Source organism: Burkholderia sp. Bp9012 (assembly GCF_003853825.1).
In the GTDB taxonomy this organism is placed as follows: Bacteria; Pseudomonadota; Gammaproteobacteria; order Burkholderiales; family Burkholderiaceae; genus Burkholderia; species Burkholderia diffusa.
This window is the reverse complement of sequence record NZ_QTQA01000008.1, coordinates 209,932-227,059: the sequence shown is the minus strand read 5'-3', so window position 1 is coordinate 227,059 and position 17,128 is coordinate 209,932. Positions and strand designations below refer to the sequence as shown.

General features: G+C 67.3%; 17 protein-coding genes. 11 read left to right on the top strand and 6 right to left on the bottom strand.

Features of this window, described 5'->3' with window-relative positions:
* Positions 1 to 11: 11 nt before the first annotated feature.
* From DIE11_RS13505 to DIE11_RS13495, 3 genes are all read left to right on the top strand, one after another.
* Positions 12 to 227 carry a hypothetical protein gene (locus DIE11_RS13505; RefSeq protein WP_124624534.1) on the top strand — a complete coding sequence of 72 codons (216 nt, stop codon included), beginning with the start codon at positions 12 to 14 and terminating at the stop codon, positions 225 to 227.
* Positions 224 to 703, top strand: a complete 480-nt coding sequence (locus DIE11_RS13500; RefSeq protein WP_124624531.1) for a hypothetical protein — start codon at positions 224 to 226, stop codon at positions 701 to 703. Before DIE11_RS13505 ends, DIE11_RS13500 begins: the two co-directional genes overlap by 4 nt.
* A gap of 181 nt (positions 704 to 884) precedes the next feature.
* Positions 885 to 1,145: a hypothetical protein gene (locus DIE11_RS13495; protein ID WP_124624528.1), complete on the top strand. Its 261-nt coding sequence runs from the start codon at positions 885 to 887 to the stop codon at positions 1,143 to 1,145.
* Between the two features lie 150 nt (positions 1,146 to 1,295).
* Here DIE11_RS13495 and hpnH read toward each other — a convergent pair whose 3' ends face one another.
* Positions 1,296 to 2,456 (bottom strand): adenosyl-hopene transferase HpnH, encoded by a 1,161-nt coding sequence (gene hpnH / locus DIE11_RS13490; protein WP_124624525.1) that lies wholly within the window; start codon positions 2,454 to 2,456, stop codon positions 1,296 to 1,298.
* 12 nt (positions 2,457 to 2,468) lie between these two features.
* Positions 2,469 to 3,410 (bottom strand): 4-hydroxy-3-methylbut-2-enyl diphosphate reductase, encoded by a 942-nt coding sequence (gene ispH / locus DIE11_RS13485; RefSeq protein ID WP_059598904.1) that lies wholly within the window; start codon positions 3,408 to 3,410, stop codon positions 2,469 to 2,471.
* Positions 3,411 to 3,828: 418 nt separating this feature from the next.
* Here ispH and DIE11_RS13475 point away from each other — a divergent pair, with 418 nt between their 5' ends.
* The gene (locus DIE11_RS13475; RefSeq protein WP_124624521.1) at positions 3,829 to 5,022 is read left to right on the top strand and encodes a glycosyltransferase; all 1,194 of its coding nucleotides are present in this window, start codon (positions 3,829 to 3,831) and stop codon (positions 5,020 to 5,022) included.
* A gap of 105 nt (positions 5,023 to 5,127) precedes the next feature.
* On the opposite strand, the gene DIE11_RS13470 is transcribed toward DIE11_RS13475, so the two are convergent.
* Both DIE11_RS13470 and hpnA read right to left on the bottom strand, forming a co-directional pair.
* Positions 5,128 to 6,429, bottom strand: coding sequence for a phage tail protein (locus tag DIE11_RS13470; RefSeq protein WP_124624518.1), 1,302 nt, complete (start codon positions 6,427 to 6,429; stop codon positions 5,128 to 5,130).
* Between the two features lie 108 nt (positions 6,430 to 6,537).
* On the bottom strand, positions 6,538 to 7,545 hold the full coding sequence (gene hpnA, locus DIE11_RS13465; RefSeq protein WP_124624515.1) for a hopanoid-associated sugar epimerase: 1,008 nt from the start codon (positions 7,543 to 7,545) through the stop codon (positions 6,538 to 6,540).
* 204 nt (positions 7,546 to 7,749) lie between these two features.
* Between hpnA and DIE11_RS13455 the strand changes: the two genes are divergently transcribed.
* From DIE11_RS13455 to DIE11_RS13445, 3 genes are all read left to right on the top strand, one after another.
* Positions 7,750 to 8,046 carry an acylphosphatase gene (locus tag DIE11_RS13455; protein ID WP_012367074.1) on the top strand — a complete coding sequence of 99 codons (297 nt, stop codon included), beginning with the start codon at positions 7,750 to 7,752 and terminating at the stop codon, positions 8,044 to 8,046.
* 12 nt (positions 8,047 to 8,058) lie between these two features.
* Positions 8,059 to 8,958, top strand: coding sequence for an EamA family transporter RarD (gene rarD / locus DIE11_RS13450; protein WP_059598908.1), 900 nt, complete (start codon positions 8,059 to 8,061; stop codon positions 8,956 to 8,958).
* 387 nt (positions 8,959 to 9,345) lie between these two features.
* Positions 9,346 to 10,470, top strand: a complete 1,125-nt coding sequence (locus DIE11_RS13445; protein WP_124624510.1) for an OpgC domain-containing protein — start codon at positions 9,346 to 9,348, stop codon at positions 10,468 to 10,470.
* A gap of 70 nt (positions 10,471 to 10,540) precedes the next feature.
* Here the strand turns inward: DIE11_RS13445 and DIE11_RS13440 are convergent, their stop codons facing one another.
* A complete protein-coding gene (locus DIE11_RS13440; protein WP_059598910.1) occupies positions 10,541 to 10,747 on the bottom strand; it encodes a hypothetical protein in 207 nt (68 codons plus the stop codon).
* Between the two features lie 120 nt (positions 10,748 to 10,867).
* Positions 10,868 to 12,391 (bottom strand): peptide MFS transporter, encoded by a 1,524-nt coding sequence (locus DIE11_RS13435; RefSeq protein ID WP_124624507.1) that lies wholly within the window; start codon positions 12,389 to 12,391, stop codon positions 10,868 to 10,870.
* Positions 12,392 to 12,888: 497 nt separating this feature from the next.
* On the opposite strand from DIE11_RS13435, the gene DIE11_RS13425 reads away from it, so the two are divergent.
* The 4 genes from DIE11_RS13425 to DIE11_RS13410 all read left to right on the top strand — a co-directional run bounded on the left by DIE11_RS13425 (position 12,889) and on the right by DIE11_RS13410 (position 17,127).
* Positions 12,889 to 13,470 (top strand): cupin domain-containing protein, encoded by a 582-nt coding sequence (locus tag DIE11_RS13425; RefSeq protein ID WP_059448921.1) that lies wholly within the window; start codon positions 12,889 to 12,891, stop codon positions 13,468 to 13,470.
* Positions 13,471 to 13,647: 177 nt separating this feature from the next.
* Complete coding sequence (locus DIE11_RS13420) at positions 13,648 to 15,261, top strand: peptide ABC transporter substrate-binding protein (RefSeq protein ID WP_124624504.1); 1,614 nt, start codon at positions 13,648 to 13,650, stop codon at positions 15,259 to 15,261.
* 11 nt (positions 15,262 to 15,272) lie between these two features.
* Positions 15,273 to 16,211: an ABC transporter permease subunit gene (locus DIE11_RS13415; protein WP_059598913.1), complete on the top strand. Its 939-nt coding sequence runs from the start codon at positions 15,273 to 15,275 to the stop codon at positions 16,209 to 16,211.
* 13 nt (positions 16,212 to 16,224) lie between these two features.
* Positions 16,225 to 17,127: an ABC transporter permease gene (locus tag DIE11_RS13410; protein WP_124624502.1), complete on the top strand. Its 903-nt coding sequence runs from the start codon at positions 16,225 to 16,227 to the stop codon at positions 17,125 to 17,127.
* The last annotated feature ends 1 nt before the right edge of the window (position 17,128 follow it).

Sequence of the window (17,128 nt, the reverse complement as noted above, 5' to 3'; positions counted from 1 at the left end):
AGGAGCAGAGCATGGCATGCCTTGACCGACTCCCCGACGTGTTGCGCGCATCCGCGATGCGCCGGCTGCCCCAGGCGTGCGCGACGCGGCGGCGGGGCGACGTGTGCGGCGGCGCGCGACGCCGCGCGAACGGCCATCGCGACGCGAGCCGCGGCGCCGTCGCGTGCCGCACCGCGTCGCCGGCATTCGACGTGGACGACGACGCGGCAGCCGAGGGCGGATCATGAAGGCCGCTCGAAAAGGCCGTCGCCACCCGCCGTTGACGCGCGAGTGGCTGCTGCCGCTGCCGCCCGCGCATGTGCGCGACATCTCGCTGAAATGCCACATGGCGCTCGTCGCGCTGCGCGGCGAGCACGGCAGCGAAACGTTGCTGATGCGGCTGCGCACGAGCGTCTACCTGGTGTTCCTCGCGCTCGACGACGCGGTATCCCCGGATGCGAGCATCGACCTGTGCGTCGACGCGGAGCGCGTGCTCGACGCGAGCATGGCGCGCGCCGTGCAAAGCGGCGCATGGATGCTGCACGACGACGAGTGCGCGGTGCTCGAGCGTGTGCTCGCGGCGAACGACGCGTGCGTCGCGACGCTCACGCGGCACCGGCTCGCCGAGCTGTGGCGCCACGTGTGCGCGTTCGCATCCAGCGAGCAGCCGGGGCTGGTCGCGCAGGCGGCGGCCCGAATGCGGGAACCGGCCGTACTGCATTGAGCGGTGGCAACGCGGCCGGCACCCTGGCCGCGTTTCATGCGTGTTCCGGTCCCCGGGGCTGACGCTCGCCGCCCAATGTCACGACACGAACCGAACGGGTTCGGTCGATGACGATCCATCCGCGCGTTCGCGGCGATCGTGCGTGTCGCCGCGAATGCATTCGTTTCAGTCAGGAGGCGCGATGGCGCTATACAGGATCGGTGGCTACTTCACGTGCGGAAGCGGCCGCGCATTCAGCGAGAACCTGCCGCCGGGAAGCGAGACGCCGGTTGCGGGCATCTATCGATGCACCGTATGCGGCGACGAGATCGGCATCGCGAAGTCGCAGGCGCTGCCGTCCGACGACGCGCATCGGCACGATCTCGATCCGCCGTCCGACCCGCTGCTCGATCGCGGGCCGACCGCGTGGCAACTGATCGCGGCGGCGGAGTCGAGACACTAGGCGTGCGGGCGTTCGCATGCTCATGCGCGGACGAATGCGCGCGGCCTTGCGACGACGCCCGACAAACAAAAGCGCCACGGAGCGAACTCCGTGGCGCTTCTTCGATGCGGGCCGCAGCGGAGGCGCGAACCTCCGTGCGGCGATACGCGCTTAAGCCGCCGTTGCCGGCTTCGCCGGCTTCTGCAGCTTGCCCTTGCCGGCGCGCTGAATTTCCTCGAGCTTGATCTCGACGTGGCGCGAGAACACGTACTCGGCCGGGCGCTGCTTCGCGATCGAGATGTCCGGCGCGAACGCGCCTTCGGTCTTGATGCCCTTGCGGCTCACGGCGAACGCCTTCAGCGGATGCGCGATCGTGTCCATCACGGCGGTGGCTTCGAAGCCGCAGTGGACCATGCAGTCCGCGCACTTCTCGTAGTTGCCGACGCCGTAGTTGTCCCAGTTCGTGTCTTCCATCAGTTCCTTGAAGGTCTTCACGTAACCTTCGCCGACCAGATAGCACGGCTTCTGCCAGCCGAACACCGTACGCGCCGGGTTGCCCCACGGCGTGCACTTGTACGTCTGGTTGCCGGCCAGGAAGTCGAGGAACAGCGACGACTGGCTGAACGACCAGCGCTTGCCGCCTTCGCCGCGCTTCAGGATTTCGCGGAACAGGTTCTTCGTCTTGTCGCGGTTCAGGAAGTGCTGCTGATCCGGCGCGCGCTCGTACGCATAGCCCGGCGACACGGTGATGCCGTCGACGCCGATCGGACCCAGCGTGTCGAAGAACTTCGCGACGCGCTCGGGGATCGCATCGTTGAACAGCGTGCAGTTGATGTTCACGCGGAAACCGCGGCGCTTCGCTTCCTTGATCGCCGCGACGGCCTTGTCGTACACGCCGTCCTGCGACACGGAGTGATCGTGCATCTCCTTGTCGCCGTCGAGGTGGACCGACCAGACGAAATACGGATTCGGCTGGTAGTCGTCCATCTTCTTTTCCATCAGCAGCGCGTTCGTGCACAGGTACACGAATTTCTTGCGCTTCATGATGCCCTTGACGATCTCCGGCATCTCCTTGTGGAGCAGCGGCTCGCCGCCGGCGATCGACACGATGGGCGCGCCGCATTCGTCGACGGCTTCCAGGCATTCATCGACGGACAGGCGCTGGTTCAGGATCGGGTCCGGATAGTCGATCTTGCCGCAGCCGTTACAGGCGAGGTTGCAGCGGAACAGCGGCTCGAGCATCAGCGCGAGCGGATAGCGTTTGTTGCCGGACAGGTGTTGGCGCATGATGTATGCGCCGACGCGGACTTGCTGGAGCAGCGGAATAGACAAGAGTTGTCCTCCTTAAACTTCGCGGGCGACAGCTTGCGTAAGCTTCGCCGGCAACTTGAATTCGACTTTTTCCTCACGGCCCGTCATCGTCGTGACATCGACGGGCCCCAGCGCGCGCAGCGCGCCGATTACATCCTCAACCATTTCCTCGGGCGCCGACGCGCCGGCGGTCAGGCCGACCGTCTGCACGCCCGCGAACCATTCGGGCTTCACTTCCGAGCCGTCGGCGACGAGATAGCTCGGCACACCGCTTTCGGTGCCGATCTCGCGCAGGCGGTTCGAGTTCGAGCTGTTCGTCGCACCGACGACCAGCAGCACGTCGACCTGGCTGCTCAACTCGCGCACGGCGGCCTGGCGGTTCTGCGTTGCGTAGCAGATGTCGCGCGTGTCCGGGCCGACGATGTCGGTGAACCGGCGCTGCAGCGCTTCGATGATGCCGCGCGTGTCGTCGACCGACAGCGTCGTCTGCGTGACGTACGCGACCGGCGTATCGATCGGCAGCGTCAGCGTAGCGACTTCTGCCTCGCTCTGCACGAGGATCACCTCGGCCGGAATCTGGCCGATCGTGCCCTCGACTTCCGGATGGCCCGCATGGCCGATCAGGATCAGCCGGCGGCCCGCCGCGACGTACTGGCGGCCCTGCACGTGCACTTTCGTGACGAGCGGGCAGGTGGCGTCCAGCACGTCGAGCCCGCGCGTTTCGGCGTCGCGTTCGACCGTCTGGGCGACACCGTGCGCGCTGAAGATCGCCACGGCGCCATGCGGCACCTCGTCGAGCTCCTCAACGAATCGTGCCCCTTTATTACGCAGGTTTTCGACGACATGCCGGTTATGCACGATCTCATGACGCACATAGACCGGCGCGCCGTGCTGTTGCAGCGCGCGATCGACGATCTCGATCGCACGGACAACCCCCGCACAAAAGCCGCGGGGCTGGGCAAGGATGACTCGCATAAGTGAGCGAACTCCGACGACAGACGCCGGGGTTCGAGGAGCTGGCACTGCTCGCTCGCCCCGGCTTGATGTTATGAAGGCAGGAAACGAACCGGCCAGGCCAGGCCCCGGAACCCCGAATTAATCGCGCATTTTAACCCTATCGCGCCGTCCTTGCTCTGGTGCCGTATCGGCCGTGTTGCATTCGTCGCAGAGCCGCGTCGGCGCTCGCGGTCGCGGAACCCGGTAAACTGCGCGGTTTCGCGGGCAGCCTGTCCGGCTGCCCGGCGTCGCGCTCATTTCAAGGCCATTCGATGACCGTCGATTCTTACGCATATTGCCCTGCCGCCGATGCGGTCATGGGTGTTTTCATTCAGACCCTGATTATGGCCGGACGATCCGGTGCCGCTCGCGCCGGCATCCGGCAGGAGGCGTGCCGATGATGCTGGCAATTACGTTCCTGGTGTCCGGCCTGTCACTGCTGATCTGGATCGTGCTGCTCGTTGCGCGTGGGGGCTTCTGGCGCGCGCGCCCCGCGCGGGCGCTGCCGCCCGAGGCGCGCGGCGCCGCGGCCGAGGCCGAGGCCGGCTGGCCGGCCGTGGTCGCGGTCGTGCCGGCGCGCAACGAGGCAGACGTGATCGCCCGCGCGGCGACGTCGCTGCTCGAGCAGGATTATCCGGGCGACTTTCATCTGATCATCGTCGACGACCACAGCGACGACGGCACCGCCGACGCGGCGCGCGCGGCCGCGCTCGCGATCAACCGCGCCGACCGCCTGACGGTGCTGGCCGCGAGGCCGCTGCCGGCCGGCTGGTCGGGGAAGGTGTGGGCGCAGTCGCAGGGCATCGCCGCGGTGCGCACGCTCGGGCTGCCGGCCGACTATCTGCTGCTGACCGACGCCGACATCGGCCATCCGCCAGACGCCGTCGCCCAGCTCGTCACGCGCGCGCAGGCCGAACAGCGCGATCTGGTATCGCTGATGGTGCGGCTGCGCTGCGATTCTTTCTGGGAAAAGGCGCTGATTCCGGCGTTCGTCTTCTTCTTCGCGAAGCTCTATCCGTTCTCGTGGATCAACAATCCGCGCAACCGGACGGCCGGCGCCGCGGGCGGCTGCATGCTGGTCAAGCGCAGCGCGCTCGAGGAGGCGGGCGGCATCGAATCGATCCGCGGCGCGCTGATCGACGACTGCAGCCTTGCCGCGCAGATCAAGCATCGCGGCAGCGGCCGGCATCCGATCCGGCTCGATCTGGCCGACCGCAGCGTGTCGCTGCGTCCGTACGACAGCTGGCGCGACATCTGGAACATGATCGCGCGCACCGCGTTCACGCAGCTCCACTATTCACCGCTGCTGCTCGCCGGCACGCTGCTCGGCATGACGATCATCTACCTCGTGCCGCCCGTCGCCGCGCTCGCGTACGGCGCGCGCGCCTGGCCGGCGTGGCTCGCATGGGCGTCGATGTGCACCGCCTATGCGCCGATGCTGCGCTACTACCGCCGCTCGCCTCTGTGGGCGCCAGCGCTGCCGCTCGTCGCGCTGTTCTACGTCGGCGCGACGTTCGCGTCGGCGTGGCGCTACTGGCGCGGCAAGGGCGGCCAGTGGAAGGCGCGCGTGCAGGCGCCGGTGGAGCGCTGACACGCGCCGGCGGATGCCGGTCGTTCCGCCGGATTCCGGAAAGCAAAAAGCCCGATCGGTTGTGACTCGATCGGGCTTTGTCGTTTACGGCGTCGCCACGCGTGCTTACCGCTGCGTCAGCATCATGTACATCTGGATCACGACGTCCGGCGAGAACGTGAACGGCACCCAGCCGTAGCCGGTGTGGCGCGCGACCAGCAGGCGGTCGCCGTTCGACTGCTTCTGCACGGCCATCATCGGGTTCTTCGTCGTCACGAAGCGCCAGCCGGCCGGGATGCCTGGCGGCGGTTCCGGCTGCATCGACGCGCGCGCATGCGCGAGTTCCTCGATCAGCTGGCCGAGCTGCTCCGGGTGCAGCGTGATCGACTGGCCGTTGACGGTCAGCGTCAGTTCGTTTTGCGACGGGCGAGCGACGTGCAACGTCGGCTTGTCCGCGGCGGCGTCCGCTGTTTCGGAAGCGGGGGCGACTTCGATTGCGGTGCCGGCGGCCGGCGCGACGACGGCGGTGCCGGCCTCGGCGGACGCTGCCGCGGCTGCGTCCGCCACCGGCTCGACAGCGGATTCGACAACCGGTTCGGCGACTTCAGCCGCGACGGCCGGTGTGGCTGCCACAACCGCCGCGTTCGTCGCGGCGTCCTTCACGACGGCTTCGACCAGCGCTTCCGCGTCGGCGATCGCCTTCGCGTGACGCTCGGCGGCCGCTTCGGCCTGTGCGATCGCTTCGGCGTGGCGTTGCGCGGCCGCGTCGGCTTGCGCGATCGCTTCGGTGTGACGCAGCGTGACGGCTTGTGCTTCGGCGGTTGCCTCGACATGGCGCTGCGCGGCGGCTTCCGCTTCGGCGATCGCCTGCGTGTGACGGTGCGCGAGTGCCTCGGTCTCGGCGATCGCGGCTGCGTGGCGCTTCGCGGCGGCTTCGGCTTCCGTGGTGGCCGCTGCATGACGTTGCGCGGCTGCATCCGCTTCGGTCGCGGCGGCGTGATGACGCTGCGCGGCGGCCTCGGCTTCGGCGATCGCGGCCGCATGACGCTGCGACGCGGCTTCGGCATCCGCATGACGCTGCGCGAGCGCTTCGGTCAGCGCGGTCGCCTCGGCGTGCCGCTGGGCAGCGGCCTCGGCCTGTGCGGCGGATTCGATGTGGCGTTGGGCGGCGGCTTCGGCCTCGGCGGTGGCGTCGGCGTGGCGCTGCTGCGCGGCCTCGGCGTCGGCGGCTGCGGCCGTGTGGCGCTGCGCGGCGGCCAGTGCTTCGGTCTCGGCGGCGGCGTGACGTTCGGCTGCGGCCTGGGCTTCCGCGGCGGCGGCGCGCGCGAACGCTTCCGCGCTGCGTGCCGCCTGCTGCGCGGCATGGTGATCGTGGAGGAGCCGATCGACGCCCGCGTTGAGCGAATCGATCTGTTCGTTCAGGTTCATGCGTGTCTTCTCTGCGTAAGACCCGCGATTTTAACCGCTGCGCCGGTGCCGGTCCGTCAGCGACGTGTAACAAAGTGCGCAAAGCGGCGTGACGCACGCCGCTTTGTGTTACTTCAGGTAGCCCGCCGAGGCGAACCAGTCCAGCGCATCGCGCAGTCCTTCGCGGTACGGACGTGCGCGGTAGCCGAGCTCGCGTTCGGCCTTCGCGGACGTGAAATACATCTTGTTCTTCGACATCCGCAAGCCGTCGACGGTCACGAACGGCTCCTTCTTCGTGAACTTCGCGACGGCCTCCGCACCGACCGCGAGCGGATAGAGCGGCCAGCGCGGCAGCGCGATCGTCGGCGCCTTGCGGTTCGTCATCTGCGCGATGTCGGTCAGCATCTGCTGCAGCGGCAGGTTCTCGCCGCCGAGGATGTAGCGCTCGCCGATGCGGCCGCGCTCGAGCGCGAGGAAGTGGCCGTGCGCGACGTCGTCGACGTGCACGAGGTTCAGCCCGGTATCGACGAACGCGGGAATCTTGCCGAGCGCGGCCTCGACGATGATGCGGCCGGTCGGCGTCGGCTTCACGTCGCGTGGGCCGATCGGCGTCGACGGGTTGACGATCACGGCCGGCAGCCCTTCGTCGGCGATCATCCGCTCGACCGCGCGCTCGGCCAGCACCTTGCTGCGCTTGTACACGCCGATCGCCTGCTCGGCGGTCAGCGGGCGGTTTTCGTCGGACGGATCGCCTGCGCTCGTGACCTTCAGCGTCGCGACGCTGCTCGTGTAGACGATCCGCTCGACGCCTTCGGCACGCGCGGCGCGCATCGTCGCGACCGCGCCCTCGAGGTTCGCGCGCTCGATCTCGTCCGGATCCGGCGCCCACAGCCGGTAGTCGGCCGCCACGTGCAGCAGGTAGCGCACGCCGCGCAGCGCGGCGCGCATCGACGTCTCGTCGCGCATGTCGCCGGTGACGATCTCGGCGTCGAGATCCGCGACGTTCGTGCGCGGGCTGGTCGGGCGCACCAGCACGCGCACCGCATAGCCCTTCTGCTGCGCGATGCGTGCGACGGCCGAGCCGACGAAACCGGACGCGCCGGTGACGAGAACGAGATCGCGGGAGGTATCAGTCATGCGTTTCCTTCAGGGCCGCGCGCGGGCGGCGCGGCGGTTGTGCGTCGGCGAGATTGTACGTGGTCGGCGCGCCCGGCGACGCGAGCGCCGTACGGCGGCCGCAGCGGGCGACGGCCGCCGCGTGCGGCCGGCTTGCCGGGCACGTGTGCGAAGCGGCCGACGCGACTACAATGCCGGGCTTGAATGCTACGGGAGGGCGACGCGATGAGCCGTAATGAACTGGACGAACGGATCGAGACCTACTACGTGCGGGTACGCGGCGTCGTGCAGGGCGTTGGCTTCCGTCACGCGACGGTGCGCGAGGCGCACGCGCTGAAGCTGCGCGGCTGGGTCGCGAATCTCGAGGACGGCAGCGTCGAGGCGATGATCCAGGGCCCCGGCGCGCAGATCGACCGGATGCTCGCGTGGCTGCGCCACGGGCCGCCGTCCGCACGCGTGACCGAGGTCACGTTCGAGGAGCGTCCGATCGAAAAGCGTTTCGAGCGCTTCCAGCAGCAGTAAGGCGAAAACAACATGACGGGGTATCCGGAGGCCGGGCGCGGCATCATGCTGTCGGTGCTGGCGTCGACGCTGTTCGCGCTGATGTCCGCCTACGCGAAACTGCTCGCGCCGCTCACGGGGCTCGACATCTTCGCGTGGCGCATATTGTGGACCGCACCGGGCGCGCTCGCGCTGATCGCGCTGCGCGGCCGCTGGCCGGCGCTCGTCGAACTCGTGCGGCGCAGCGTGCGCGACTGGCGCCTGCTGATCGCGCTGCCGGCGAGCGCGGCGCTGCTCGGCCTGCAGCTGTGGTTGTTCCTGTGGGCGCCGCTGCACGGGCGCATGCTCGAAGTGTCGCTCGGCTATTTCCTGCTGCCGCTGACGATGGTGCTCGTCGGCCGCTTCTACTATCACGAACGCCTCGATCCGCTGCAATGGGCAGCGGTCGCGTGCGCGGCGCTCGGCGTCGCGCACGAGGTGTGGGCGACGCGCGCGTTCGCGTGGCCGACGCTCGTCGTCGCGCTCGGCTATCCGCCGTATTTCGTGCTGCGTCGCCGGATCAACGCCGATTCGCTCGCCGCGTTCGCGCTCGAGATCGCGCTACTGTGCCCGGTCGCGCTCGCGATGGTGTCGGCAAGTGCGACGCCGGTCGCCAGCCACCCGCTGCTGTGGGCCATGCTGCTGCCGGGGCTCGGCGTGCTCAGCACGCTCGCGCTCGCGAGCTACCTGAAGGCGAGCCGGATGCTGCCGATGGCGCTGTTCGGGATCCTCGGCTACGTCGAGCCGGTGCTGCTCGTCGCGGTGTCGCTGCTGCTGCTCGGCGAGACACTGAGCGTCGCGCAGCTCGCGACGTACGGGCCGATCTGGGCCGCCGTCGCGCTGACCGCGTGGCACAGCGCGATGCTGATGCGGCGCTTGCCCATGCGCGGCTGAGCGCCGTCGCTCGGCGGCGCGACCGCGGCAACGAACGTGCCGCGCATCGTGTGTTCGTTGCGTCGAATCTCGCGATGCTGGCGTCGAACTGGCATCGCGCTGACGTCCGGCTGGCGGCCTTGCCAGCTTTGCATCGCCGACGTCACGCCTGTAATCGAACAGAAGATTCCGTTGCACTTTGTTACTTAGGGTATCCCCCGACCGGCCGCTAGACTGACCTGACCGTCTTCTCTTCGTATGCGGCTTTTCCATGAACGGTCATCTCCGTGCCGGGCCGGCCGGGTTGGCGCGATGCGAGCATACGCGCATCGCCGCTGATCGCGTTCGCCTTCTCCCTTCCGAATCCTCCGCCGGTGCGTGCCGCACCGGCGTCGCGCAGGTGCGGCCATGTCGTTGAGCCTGCCGCCCGCCGTCTCGGTGCCGCCGGCGCGCGGCGGCCGCCTGATCGAAGTCGATTTCTTCCGCGGCATCGTGCTGCTGATGATCGTCGTCGATCACATTGGCGCGAGCATGCTGTCGCGCGTGACACTCCACGCATTCGCGCTGTGCGACGCAGCCGAGGTGTTCGTATTCCTCGGCGGCTTCGCTACCGCGAGCGCGTACGGCGCGATCGCCGACCGGCACGGTGCGCGCGCCGCGCAGCAGCGGTTCGTGCGGCGCGCGATGCAGATCTATCGCGCGTTTCTCGCGACGTCGACGCTGATGCTCGTCGTGTCCGCCGTGCTCGACCATTACGGGATCGACGCGCCCAACCTCGCGCTCGACGACGTCAGCGTGATGCTCGCGTCGCCGCTCACGGGCGCGGCCGAGCTGCTCACGTTCCAGCGCCAGCCGTATCTCGCGTCGGTGCTGCCGATGTACGTGCTGTTCGCGCTGGCGTCGCCGGTGATCGTGCCGTTCGCGCGTCGGCATCCGTGGCTGCTCGTCGCGTTCAGCGCGGCGTCGTGGGTCGCGGCCGGCTGGCTCGGCCCCGAGCTGCTGGATACCGATGGGTTCCGCTGGAGCTTCAATCCGTTTGCATGGCAACTGATGTTCGTCGCCGGCGTGCTCGCGCGCTGCCAGCCGTTCTACCGGCGTGTCGCGCTCGGTCGCTGGGGTGCCGCGGCGACCGGCGTCGCGTGCGCGATCGTACTCGGTTGCGCGAGCTACAAGCTGTTCTCAGGGCTGCCGGTCCCGGAAGGCGTGCTCAAGCGCGATCTCGCGCTGCCGCGTATCGTGAGCTTCGCCGCGATCGCGTGGCTGATGGCCGATTGCGCGCGCCGCGGCTGGATCGCGCGCATCGCGCAGGCCGTGCAGCCCGTCGTCGCGGTCGGCCGGCGCGGCCTGATCTGCTTCGTCGCGGGTGCGGCGATCTCGCTCGTCATCGATTCGCTGCTGCATCCGGTCGCGAACGGCGCCGAGCTGCGGCATATCGGCGTGGGTCTTGCGGCCGACGCATGCGCGATCGGGCTGATGATGGCCGTGGCGGGTTCGGGAACGTGGTTCGCGCGCTGGCGCGGCGCGGCCGCATGATCGGTGCGAAAGCACGGGCAACACGGAAGCACGGAGGCGGCACGCAGCGCGCCGCGCGGCGTCGGTGCGGTCAGTGAGGTGAGCCGATGCGGGAGCGGGGGACGGCGGTCGCGTCGTCGGATTCAGCGTCGTCGCGTTCGTCGGACGTCGGATCGTCCTGCTCCGCGAGCACTGCGTCGGCTTCGGCCGCGGCCCGGGCGGCGCGCAATGCGGTGCAGCGCTGCGCGTGCCGGATGTCCGACAGTATCCTCAAGAGCCGAGTCGTTTTGCTCTTCATGATCTTCTCCCGCCAGTGCGCATCGCGACGGAGCGGATGCGCCGTTGCAACCAGTGTAGGACGTGCTGGCCGCGCTGGCGGGAGAATGTGGCGTGCAGGCCGCACGCCGAGGGATAGTACTTACTGCGCCGAGGCCATCGCCTGCGCCTGAACCGCTTCTTCCTCGCGGCGCTCTTCCGCGCAGCGCTGATGCTGACGCGACAGGCGGTTCATCATCGGCAGCAGGAGAAGTGCGAGCAGCATGCCGATCGCGGCGAGCCAGCCGAGCTTCTCGAACAGCGACAGGTAGAGCGGCAGCGATTCGGTGGCCGGCAGGTCGTGCGACGGCATCTGCGCGAAGTTCGCGACGACGCTGCCCAGATACTGCGACACACCCGTCGCGACGAAATACGCGCCCATCATGAAGCCGCTCATGCGCGCCGGCACGTAGCGGGCGATCATCGCGAGGCCGAGCCCGCTCACCAGCAGTTCGCCGAGCGAGTAGAGGCCGTAGCCCCACACCATGAACCACGACGACACGCGACCGTCCACCGCGTAGCGGCCGCTGATCGTGAACACCAGGTAGCCGGCGGCCACGGCGCCGAAGCCGAGTGCATACTTCGCCGCGACCGGCAGGTCACGGCCGCTCTTCGACACCGCGTTGTAGATCCACACGAGCACCGGGCTCAGCATCATGATCCAGATCGGGTTCAGCGCCTGGAACTGCGCGGCGCTCCACGTGAACAGCGTCGTGCCGAACAGGATGAAGCGCGGATCGACGTTGCGAAGCGCGAACAGCGTCAGCGATGTCGACATCTGCACGTAGAAGATGAAGAACAGGATCACCTGGCCGATCAGCACGAGCGCCGCGATCAGGCCCGCGCGCTCCGAACGCTCCGACTTCGCGATCATGTACGCGAAGATCGCGAGGATCGCGAATGCGGCCGTCCACACGCTCGCGACCGCGAGCTGCTTGTGTTGCAGCACGTACAGCGTAATCAGCGCGAGCGCGACGCCGCCTGCCGCCACGCCGCCGAGGCGCTTCCAGCGGATCGGCTCGTCGTCGGGCTGCGAGCCGATGTGCGCGAGCGTGCGGTGCATCAGCATGAAGTTCAGGATCGCGAGCAGCATCCCGGCGCAGCAGACCGCGAACGCGGTGTGCCAGCCCCAGTGATCCTTGATCCATGGCGTCGCGAGCATCGACACGGTCGAGCCGATGTTGACCGCCATGTAGTAGATCGTGAACGCGCTGTCGATGCGCGCATCGTCGCCTTCATAGATGCGGCGCACGAGGTTCGCCGCGTTGGCCTTGAACAGGCCGTTGCCGACGACGATCACGCCGAGCGACGCATACATGTATGCCAGCGCGTCGTTCGGCACCGCCAGCATCAGGTAGCCGGCGCACAGCACGGCCGCGCCGATGATCATCGTGCGACGGGCGCCGAGCACCTTGTCGCCGATCCAGCCGCCGATCGACGGGGACGCGTAGACGAGCGCGGTGAACGCGCCCCAGGTCAGGTTCGCATGGCTGTCGGTGAAACCGAGCCGGTCGACCATGAAGAGGACCAGGAGCGCGGCCATGCCGTAGTAGCCGAAGCGCTCCCACATTTCGATAAGGAAGACCGTCGTAAACGATCGTGTCTGTGAAACAGGTGTGTGCATCATCAATCTCGTTTGAAACGGACGGCGCGGATCGCGCGTCGCCTTGGGGTCGAACTGGCGCCGGAGCACTGTGGCCGGGTAGGCTTTGCGTCGGCGATGGAGCAGTCGGGCGGTTAGCCCGGGCCGGGGTCGGACGCCGCCAGGCAAGGCGGTGCACGACCCCGACCGGCGCGCGAATGGTAACGTTTGCCGGTCCGGTGCGTCAGGTCCGCGCCACTCAGGGAAACTCCCGATATGGCAGCAGCTTTCAGGAATATTTGTCTCATCATCTATTTGTAAGAATCGCGCCCGTTCTCCGCAAATTCCCGGAGAGCCGCTTGCAGCTTGCCTGTGAAGCGGGCGAGTCTGGCAAGATAGCGCGTCGTTTCGCTCGCCTCGTGCCCTGTTTAGTGCACCGGGCTCAACACCGAAGACGTGTGCGAACCCGAAGACTAAGCCAAATCGATCTAACTTAGTTACTTTCCATCAAACATTTTTTGACGACCACTTTTCGGCCTGCTATGGTTCCCCCCACTGAAAACTCGCAGTCGGCAGACGCTGCCGCAGCACTGGGCAGCAAGATCCGCGCGTTGCGCCAACGACTCAAGCGCACGCTCGACGACACCGCTACCGCCGCGGGGATTTCGAAGCCGTTTCTGTCTCAAGTCGAACGCGGGCTGGCGTCGCCGTCGCTGACGTCGCTGGCCGGTATCGCACAGGCGCTCGGCGTGACGGTGCAGTACTTCGTGGATACGCCGAGCGAGGAACGCTCGGTCTGCAGAGGCGATCAGTTGCGCTTCTTCGGATTCGCCGATTCGGCGAACCTGTTCGCGAGGCTGACCAACGTGACCGAAGGGCGTCAGCTCGAGGCGATCCTCGTGCGGATGCCGCCGGGGCAGAAGCGGTCGGAAGTAACGACACATGCAGGAGAGGAGTTCCTGTACGTGATTGAAGGGGAAGTGTCGCTGACGCTGGAAGGCAAGACGTTCGTCCTGCAGGCCGGCGACAGTTCGCATTATCAGTCGACGGTCCCGCACAGCTGGGTCAACACCGCGAAGATCGAGTCGGTGGTGGTCTGGGTCGGTACGCCGCGGCTGTTCTAACGCACAGGTATTCCTTCGTTTCGGAGACGGAATACCTGTCGAAAGAAACGTAAGGAATACTAAGATGCAATACGAGAATCACGGGCCTCCTCAACCGCTGTACCCGTCAGCGTCTCAAGCGTAACCGCGGCATTCGCCGCGCATCGCTCACCGAACAACCTTCTCAAGACCGCCACGATGAAATCCTTGCATGCCATGTCGGCCGTGCTGGCCGCGCTCGCCCTGACGACGCCCGCCGCTCACGCCGTGACCGTTCCGTCGAACGTCGCGCTCGCTCCTCAACAGGACCTGACGCGCCAGGTGCCCGCCGAAGTCGAGTCGCTCGATCCGGCGCACATCGAGTCGTGGACCGGCAACACGATCGGCCTCGACCTGTTCGAAGGCCTCGCCCGCATCGATGCAGCCGGCCAGGTCGTGCCGGGCGTCGCGCAGTCGTGGGAGCGCAAGTCGCCGCAGACGTGGATCTTCAAGCTGCGCCACGATGCGAAGTGGAGCAACGGCCAGCCGGTGACGGCCGCCGATTTCGTCTATGCGTGGCAGCGCCTCGTCGATCCGAAGACGGGCTCGAAGTACACGATCCTCGTCGAGTTCGTGAAGAACTCGAAGGACATCATCGCCGGCAAGGCTGCGCCGACGACGCTCGGCGTGCGCGCGGTCGACCCGTACACACTGGAAGTGACGACCGACGTGCCCGTCGCGTTCTTCCCCGAACTGACCGCGATGGTGCCGCTCGCGCCGGTGAACAAGGACACCGTCGCGAAGTTCGGCGACGCATGGACGCGCCCGGGCAACATCGTCAGCAACGGCGCATACCAGCTCGTCGACTGGCAGCCGAACAACCGCATCGTGATCTCGAAGGACGCGAAGTACTGGAACGCGCCGAAGGTCGTGATCAACAAGGTCACGTACCTGCCGATCGAAAGCGACGAAACGGCGATGCGCATGTACCAGGCCGGCCAGATCGACTACAGCTACTCGATTCCGTCGGGCATCTTCCAGCAGGTCAGCAAGCAGTTCGGCGGCGAGCTGCGCCCGGGCCTGCAGCTCGCGACCTATTACTACTACCTGAACAACAGCGATGCGGCGCTCAAGGACAAGCGCGTGCGCCAGGCGCTGTCGATGGTGATCGATCGCGACGTGCTGACGTCGAAGCTCACGCAGGCGGGCGAGAAGCCGATGTACGGCCTGATGCCGAACGGCACGAAGGGTGTGCAGCCGTTCACGCCGGAGTGGGCGTCGTGGCCGATGGCCAAGCGCATCTCGACCGCGAAGGACCTGCTGAAGCAGGCCGGCTACTCGGACGCGAAGCCGCTGTCGTTCACGCTCACGTACAACACCAACGACCTGCACAAGAAGGTCGCGCTGTTCACCGCATCGGAATGGCGGACGAAGCTCGGCATCAACACGAAGCTCGAGAACGTCGAGTTCAAGGTGCTGATGAAGGAACGGCATGACGGCAAGGTGCAGATCGCGCGCGACGGCTGGTTCGCCGACTACAACGACGCGATGACCTTCTTCGACCTGATCCGTTGCGGCAGCTCGCAGAACACCGTCGGCTACTGCAACAAGCAGGTCGACACGCTCGTCGACGACGGCAACCAGAAGCTCGACGACAAGGCGCGCGCCGCGCAGCTCACGCAGGCGCATGACACGGCAATGAACGATACGCCGATGGTGCCGCTGTTCCAGTACTCGGCGGACCGTCTCGTGAAGCCCTACGTGGGCGGCTACTCGCTGAAGAACGTGATCGACATGCGTGCTTCGCAGGACATGTACCTGATCAAGCACTGAGCGGAGCGATCATGCTGGCCTACGCATTGAGACGCACGTTGTGGGCGGTGCCGACGATTCTCGCCGTCATCACCGTCTGCTACCTGCTGCTGCACTTCACGCCCGGCGGTCCGTTCGATACGGAGAAGCAGCTGTCCGCGGCGACGCTCGCGAACCTGAACGCGAAGTACCACCTCGACGAGCCGCTGTGGAAGCAGTACCTGCTGTATCTCGGTTCGCTGCTGCAAGGCGATCTCGGCCCGTCGTTTCGTTACGTCGACTGGTCGGTGAACGATCTCGTGAAGAAGGCGCTGCCCGTGAGTCTCGGCGTGGGCGGGGTGTCGATCCCGATCTCGATCGTGTTCGGCGTACTGCTGGGTACCGTCGCGGCCGTGCGCCGCGACAGCGTGATCGATCGCTTCGTGATGCTGATCGGCAACTTCGGCAACGTCGTGCCGCCCTTCGTGCTCGGGCCGGTGCTGGTGTGGATCTTCGCAATCCTCTTGAAGACGTCGGCCGGCAACGGCTGGCTGCCGGCCGGCGGCTGGGGCGACGGCGGCTGGCAGTACCGCCTGCTGCCGATCGTGCTGCTGACCTTCATCAACGTGTCGCTGCTCGCACGCGTGATGCGCGGCTCGATGATCGAGACGCTGTCGAGCAACTACATCCGCACCGCGCGCGCGAAGGGCCTGCCGGGCTCGACCATCGTGCTGCGTCACGCGCTCAAGCCCGCGCTGATGCCGGTCGTGTCGCTGTTCGGCACGGTCTGCATCACGTCGATCACGGCGGCCGTCGTCACCGAATCGGTGTTCGCGCTGCCGGGGCTCGGGCAGCTCGTCGTGAACGGCGCGATCAACCGCGACTACACGCTGGTACTCGGCCTCGTCGTGCTGACCACCGTCTGCGCGGTGCTGTTCAACCTGCTGGTCGACCTCGCGTATGCGTGGCTCGATCCGCGCATCCGTTATTGAGCGAGGCACCGCGATGACTCCGACTACTCCCGTCGTCGGCCTGCCCGTGCAGACCGATTCGCCGCCGCGTTCGCGTTCGCCGCTCGCGCTCGCGTTCGCGCGCTTCCTTCACAACCGCGCGGCCGTGTTCAGCCTCGTGCTGCTCGTGCTCATCACGCTCGCGTGTTTCGTCGGCCCGTGGCTGCTCGCCGCCGATCCCGCCGCGAGCGACTGGGGCGCGATCAGCCTGCCGCCGACGCTCGCGAACCAGCACTGGTTCGGCACCGACGAACTCGGCCGCGACCTGCTCGTGCGCACGCTGATCGGCGGCCGCGTGTCGATCGAGGTCGGCCTGCTCGGCACGCTGGTGTCCGGCCTGTTCGGCGTCGCATGGGGCGCGACCGCCGGTTTCGCGGGCGGCCGTGTCGACTCCGCGATGATGCGCGTCGTCGACATGATGTACGCGATCCCGTACCTGCTGATCGCGATCCTGATGATGACCCTGTTCGGCCGCTCGTTCATGCTGGTCGTGCTGACCATCAGCGCGTTCTCGTGGATCGACATGGCGCGCGTCGTGCGCGGCCAGACGCTGTCGCTGCGCAACCGCGAGTTCGTCGACGCGGCGCGCGCGATCGGCGTGTCGCCGGCATCGATCGTGGTGCGCCACGTCGTGCCGAACCTGCTTGGCGTGGTCGTTGTGTATGCAACTGTTTCGGTGCCGAACATCGTGCTGACCGAATCGGTGCTGTCGTTCCTGGGCCTCGGCGTGCAGGAACCGATGACGAGCTGGGGCGTGCTGATCCAGGACGGCGCGCAGAAACTCGAATCGATGCCGTGGCTGCTGCTGGCTCCGGCCGTCATGCTGTGCGTGACGCTCTACTGCGTGAACTTCGTTGGCGACGGCCTGCGTGACGCGCTCGACCCGAAGGATCGCTGAG